This is a genomic window from Vibrio sp. 10N.247.311.12 (assembly GCF_041467515.1).
In the GTDB taxonomy this organism is placed as follows: domain Bacteria; phylum Pseudomonadota; class Gammaproteobacteria; order Enterobacterales; family Vibrionaceae; genus Vibrio; species Vibrio crassostreae_C.
In genome coordinates this window covers 1-2,487 of record NZ_JBFSUV010000091.1, presented here as the reverse complement: position 1 = coordinate 2,487, position 2,487 = coordinate 1, and the positions used below count along the sequence as shown (strand labels likewise).

Below are 2,487 nucleotides of genomic sequence, written 5' to 3'. Positions count from 1 at the left end.
ATGGGTGATCGGATAATCCCGAAATGACTGATCGGAATGCTCCGAAATATGCAGTATAAACTTAGATAAATTGATTTTATCCGGAAGCGTCCTTAGATCGTCCCATGATTTTTCTGCAATTTTGGCTCAAACTAATGTTCAAATAATTAATGATTGTGGTTGCGATGATGCAGTACTTTTACTGTCTGAAGGCTTTGTTCCTAATACAGGTATGGCAGGTAAAGTCGGTTTCTATGGTCTGAACAACGATAGGTTTGTAAATCGTTACTTTCGAGGTGGGCATAGTCATTACTTTGATGTTGAAGGACAGTTTATGACTAATTATTGGCTTCCTTTCTTTTCAGAAGTGGACTCACTAGATGTCATTGATGAAAGAAGCAATGGCATTGTAAGTCTTGGAATCGTGGATAAGTCGTTTAGTGTTATTGGTAAATTTAAAGAGATAATATATATTGCTGCAATCGTGTATATCATATCCCTAATCTATTAGATTTGCTGCTATGCTATTGGTCGCTCTTATAGGGTGGCCAGTAGTCATACGTAATATGTATAATTATACTTGTTTTAAATTCCTCCTTATAAAACATATCACTTCTATATAGCCCTTCGTATAGTAACCTTGATGTTAGCTGTCAATTAAGCCCAAACCACATATAAACTCTATGTCACACTGAAAAATAATGTGACGAACATCTCACTTTAGTGATTTGGAAGGTCAGTAATTCTAAATTCATTGTGCCACAATTAATTCACTTTAGTCATATTTCTATTTTTGTAAGATCCTAATACTATTTGAGTTGTAGTTTTTGTACCACAATTATTTTAAAAATAAAATATATAATATTTTTTAATAATTTAAAAATATTGAAATTTTCTCGTTTCTCCAAGGGGTATACAGACTGGAATTAAACGAATAACATATCTCGTGTTCAATTTAATATAAACCAATGAACAAATTTATGTTAGCTGGTAATAAGGGTAATATTTATTGTAGTAGTCATATCCGACTATAGATAATATTTTATTTGCCTGAGCCTTATTTATAAACAACTTATTATAGAAAAAACATGCAACTTGTTAAAGACTTGAAATTTAATCTAGATCGAATCACCGTAGGCTGCCGCACCTCTTTTAAATCATTGTTAAACAAAGACAGTGCGCGGTATATTCTAAAGCATCATAACAATCACAACAGAGTACTTCGTGGTAGTAAGTGGCAGAAGCTTGCTGACGACATGAAGAGTGGCCTCTGGGATTGGACGTTGCCTGAAGCTTTTGTTCTGACTTTTGACTTTGACGGCGAGGGACTTAGTATGCAGCACCGACTCAAAGCCTTCTTAGAGCAGGATGTAATCGAGCAAATACCAGTTAGGGTTGAAATCCAAGATAGAGATGTTTGGTTAGACAAGACTCAAGAGCCTCGAACTAATGCTGAAACTCTCCAGCTAGCTAGTGGCGTGAAGCTGAATCCAAGAATCGCAAGTGATATTTCAACATTAACACGTCACTTATATAACTTAGGGAACGGCTCTGATTGGTTGAGTGAAATTTCTGGCGGTAAATCTCCCAATATTATTTCGACAAAGAAAATAATCGGAAATCAGGTCGTTTCTCTTTATAGCCGCTACCCAATTTACAAAATAAGCAACGCCCGCATACGGATGGGCTTGATTGCAGTATCGCTTGGTGGGTGTGACATTAAACGTTTTTTTACCGACGGAACCCTTGAATCTAGCGCTATTGACTACATAAATGCAAGTATTCCTCTTGGTCAAAAAGGTGATCGCGCTTTTGCAATCTCAGTGTTATTACATGCTGCTGCGACTGATTCGACAGCACGAAAATATGGCAATATAAAATCGAGTAACGGTAGGATTGAATTTATCGCAGGGATAAAAACGGCGAAATATGCCAATCACAGCAACCCCCAGATGAAAGTTCATTATCAGAATATTTGGGACAAGATTCAGAACGAATCGGAAAAATTCAGAGCTTCAGAAATGCGTCGCATTGCACGCGTTGCACCCGCAGAAGTCGTTTTTGCATAGTCCAAAACACCACATGGATGGTGGTGTTTTAGCTTGTTAACTAGACAATTTTTACTTAGTCGGTTTATTCCTGTTTGGGTCTTTGAGGATATTATCAATATTTTCAATTACTTCTAAGTGCCCATATTCATCCCAATCCCCCCACCACTCTTAAAGATTAAACCGCTGTTTTTACAGCGGTTTTTTCGTATCTAAAGCCTCGAAAATCATCTCGCACAGAAAGGTAGCACAGATGTACTTATTGAGACTTCCAAATAGCGTATACTACACACGTATCGCCACCCCACTTTCACTGCGTAGCAGCGGTTATCCCAAAGAGTTTAAATTCTCTCTTCTAACTCGTGAACGTAAAGTCGCTTACCTGAGAAATATCGAACAGGTTCAATTATACCAATCCGGAAAATTAACTGATCAGGTCAATCCAATCTCTTGTACACAT

The 2,487-nt window shown here is 37.2% G+C and carries 3 protein-coding genes; all 3 read left to right on the top strand.

The genetic code is table 11. From position 1 onward, the window contains the following. Positions 1-121 precede the first annotated feature (121 nt). Entirely contained in the window at positions 122-490 is a 369-nt protein-coding gene (locus AB6E30_RS22400; protein WP_372105313.1) for a hypothetical protein, read from the top strand. 577 nt (positions 491-1,067) lie between these two features. Further along, on the top strand, positions 1,068-2,048 hold the full coding sequence (locus AB6E30_RS22395; protein ID WP_372105311.1) for a hypothetical protein: 981 nt from the start codon (positions 1,068-1,070) through the stop codon (positions 2,046-2,048). A gap of 232 nt (positions 2,049-2,280) precedes the next feature. Next, positions 2,281-2,487: DUF6538 domain-containing protein (locus AB6E30_RS22390; protein WP_372105309.1), on the top strand; the 207-nt coding region annotated here is incomplete at its 3' end.